Source organism: Mesorhizobium sp. M7A.F.Ca.CA.004.12.1.1, assembly GCF_003997835.1.
Taxonomy (GTDB): Bacteria; Pseudomonadota; Alphaproteobacteria; order Rhizobiales; family Rhizobiaceae; genus Mesorhizobium.
The window spans coordinates 1-2,866 of record NZ_RZRK01000772.1 but is presented as its reverse complement, the minus strand read 5'-3'; the positions used below and the strand labels follow the sequence as shown (position 1 = coordinate 2,866).

The 2,866-nt window shown below is 63.0% G+C and carries 4 protein-coding genes, 1 pseudogene and 1 riboswitch; of the genes and pseudogenes, 4 read left to right on the top strand and 1 reads right to left on the bottom strand.

What is annotated here, in order from left to right:
• The 3 genes and pseudogenes from EN984_RS29310 to EN984_RS29300 all read left to right on the top strand — a co-directional run.
• A pseudogene (locus EN984_RS29310) lies at positions 1–438 on the top strand (ceramide glucosyltransferase); the annotation flags it as partial.
• Between the two features lie 106 nt (positions 439–544).
• Complete coding sequence (locus tag EN984_RS29305) at positions 545–814, top strand: BrnT family toxin (protein WP_127272042.1); 270 nt, start codon at positions 545–547, stop codon at positions 812–814.
• 82 nt (positions 815–896) lie between these two features.
• A complete protein-coding gene (locus tag EN984_RS29300; protein ID WP_127272043.1) occupies positions 897–1,124 on the top strand; it encodes a BrnA antitoxin family protein in 228 nt (75 codons plus the stop codon).
• A gap of 21 nt (positions 1,125–1,145) precedes the next feature.
• Here the strand turns inward: EN984_RS29300 and EN984_RS29295 are convergent, their stop codons facing one another.
• A complete protein-coding gene (locus tag EN984_RS29295; protein ID WP_023811337.1) occupies positions 1,146–2,333 on the bottom strand; it encodes an O-succinylhomoserine sulfhydrylase in 1,188 nt (395 codons plus the stop codon).
• A gap of 57 nt (positions 2,334–2,390) precedes the next feature.
• A riboswitch (SAM riboswitch) is annotated at positions 2,391–2,468 on the bottom strand.
• 138 nt (positions 2,469–2,606) lie between these two features.
• Between EN984_RS29295 and EN984_RS29290 the strand changes: the two genes are divergently transcribed.
• On the top strand, positions 2,607–2,866 hold a 260-nt coding region (locus tag EN984_RS29290; protein ID WP_206517504.1), incomplete at its 3' end, for a 2'-deoxycytidine 5'-triphosphate deaminase.

Genomic DNA, 2,866 nt, shown 5'->3' with positions numbered 1-2,866 from the left:
GGCTTGCGCGTCAATCTCGTCGCCGCCCCCTTCGAGCAGCCGCTTGGCCGGCGCTCATTTGACGAGATCTGGTCGCGTCAGGCCCGCTGGGCGCGCCTGCGCCGCGTCACTTTCCCGCTGTTCTTCGCACCCGAAATCCTGACCGGCGCCTTGGTGCCGCTGGTGCTTGCGCTGATTGCCGCAGCCAGTGCCGGTTTCAGCCTCTGGGCAACCGCCATTGCCGTACTGGCGGCCTTCTACCTTCCGGAGTGCGCCCTGGCCTGGTCCAAGGGCTGGTACCTGTCGCCACGCATGGTCGCCGCGATCATGGCGCGCGACCTGATCCTGCCGGCGATGTGGGGACGCGGCTGGCTCGGCGGCGCCGTCGACTGGCGCGGCAATGCGATGACCATCGGCACCAAGACGGCCGAGCTGGAAGAGACGCCGTCCGGCGCCTGAAGGCGTCAGCTAGGTTTGACCGCTGGAATAATTATCGTATATACGGAAATGTTGCGTTAGGCTCTATTTTTGTGTATACATAATTTATGGGAACGCACCGGCGGCGATGCAGTTCGAGTGGGATGAAAACAAGGCCAGGATGAACAGGGCCAAGCATGGCGTGGATTTTGCGATCGCACCATCCTTCGACTTCGCCAACGCCGCTATCAGGCTCGACGACAGCGAGGACTTTGGCGAGGACCGCCTCGTTGCCATCGGTCTGATCGGAACTGGCGTCCATGTGATGGTTTATGTCGAGCGACGATACGCCATCCGCGTTATTTCGCTGCGCAAGGCCACAAGGCAGGAAATTACGGACTATGTCGAAAACCTCTAAGACGATCGTACGCCGTGAGGCTGCTGCGCCCCAGCTGTCACGTGCTGACGCTTTGGCGTTGGCCAAAAAGGCGCTTGCCGCGATGACCGACGAAGAAGATGCCAAGATCACCGCTGCGGCCGAAGCCGATCCGGATGCTCAGCCAACCGATGCCGTTTCGCGCCGCAAGGTTGGCCGGCCGCCGCTTGCCCGGCCCAAACGTGCCGTACAGCTACGCCTCGACGCCGACGTTCTCGACCGCTTCAAGGCCGCTGGCGATGGCTGGCAGACCCGCATGAACGAAGTGCTGCGCAAGGCGGTCGGCCTGTAATCCTGTGACGACGCTCGCGCGCTACCTGGCCTTCAGCGCCTGCGCGATGTCCTCGAGCAGATCGTCGGTGTCCTCCAGGCCGACCGAAAGCCTGAGCGTGCCCGGCCCGATGCCGAGCTCGGCGCGCGCCTCGTCGCTGAGGTTCTTGTGCGTCGTCGTCGCCGGGTGGGTGATCAGGCTCTTGGCGTCACCGAGATTGTTGGAGATCAAGACGATGTCGAGCGCGTTCTGCAAGGCGAAGGCCGCCTGCTTGCCGCCCTTGACGTCGAGACAGATCAGTGTCGAGCCGCCCGACATCTGCTTCTTGACGATGTCGGCCTGCGGATGGTCGGCGCGGCCGGGATAGATGACGCGGGCGATTTCCGGCCGCTCGGCCAGGAAATCCGCGATCCGGCCGGCACTTTCCGTCTGCTGGCGCACGCGCAGCGGCAGCGTTTCCAGGCCTTTCAGCAGCGTCCAGGCGTTGAAGGGTGACAGGCTTGGGCCAGTATGGCGGAAATAGTCGTGCAGGTTCTCGTCGATCCACTTCTTGTCCGACAGGATGACGCCGCCGAGACAGCGCCCCTGGCCGTCTATGTGCTTGGTCGCCGAATAGACGACGATATGGGCGCCGAGCTGCAAGGGCTTCTGCTGCAGGGGCGTGGCGAAGACATTGTCGACGATCAGCCTTGCGCCGATCGAATTGGCAAGCGAAGCGACAGCGGCGATATCGACCACTTCCAGCGTCGGATTGGTCGGGCTTTCCAGGAAGAACAGCTTGGTGTTCGGCTTGACCGCCTTTTCCCAGTTGGCGATGTCGGTGCCGTCGACCAGCGTCGCCTCGATGCCGTATCTCGGCGCCAGCGTCTCGACCACCCAGCGGCAGGAGCCGAACAGCGCACGTGCCGCCACGATATGGTCGCCGGCCTTGGCGCTGCACAGAAGGGCGGCCGTCACCGCCGCCATGCCCGACGCGGTGGCGCGCGCGTCTTCGGCGCCTTCCAGGGCGCACATGCGTTTTTCGAACATGTCGACGGTCGGATTGGCGTAGCGCGAATAGATGAAGCCCGGTTCCTCACCCTTGAAACGGGCTTCGGCGGCCTGCGCCGTTTCGTAGACATAGCCCTGGGTGAGGTAGATCGCTTCCGACGTTTCGCCGAAACCGGAACGCAGCGTTCCGCTGTGCACGAGTGCCGTCTGAGGCTTCCAGTTGTGCTTCTTGGTGCTCATCGCTTTTCTTCCAGACACAAAAAAACCGGCCGCGAAAGTCGCAACCGGTCCATACGGCCTTGCGGCCCGACGGTCCTTTAGCGACTTGTTTAACGTGGCTGCAAGCCGACCGGCCAAATCACCACGGGATAACGACCCTTTAGACCCGCGCCACGCTTGCGTCAATTGCCGGCTTCATTAAGAGGTTTGTACCAAGCAGGTTCCGCAAAAGTGTTCCACGGTTTTGCGACCAGAACCTGCGACAAGAAAAACGTCTGACCTAGGAGCGGAGCCTTGCGGCAGACAGGCATTCTTCCCGATCAGGACATATCGGCGCTGTTCCAGTCCGGCGCGCTGAAGTCGGCGCGTGCGCTCGACGCCGACCAGATCCAGCCGGCCAGTCTCGACCTCAGGCTCGGCGACAAGGCCTGGCGGGTGCGGGCCTCCTTCCTGCCCGGCCCCAACCACAAGGTCTCGGAAAAGCTCGACCGGCTGCAGCTGCACGAGATCAGTCTTGCCGAGGGCGCGGTGCTGGAGACCGGCTGCGTCTATAT

Excerpts from the sequence above, each read along its gene's own strand:
- EN984_RS29305 (WP_127272042.1), top strand. The coding sequence starts at position 545 with ATGCAGTTCGAGTGGGATGAAAACAAGGCCAGGATGAACAGGGCCAAG.
- EN984_RS29300 (WP_127272043.1), top strand. The coding sequence starts at position 897 with ATGACCGACGAAGAAGATGCCAAGATCACCGCTGCGGCCGAAGCCGAT.
- EN984_RS29295 (WP_023811337.1), bottom strand. The coding sequence starts at position 2,333 with ATGAGCACCAAGAAGCACAACTGGAAGCCTCAGACGGCACTCGTGCAC.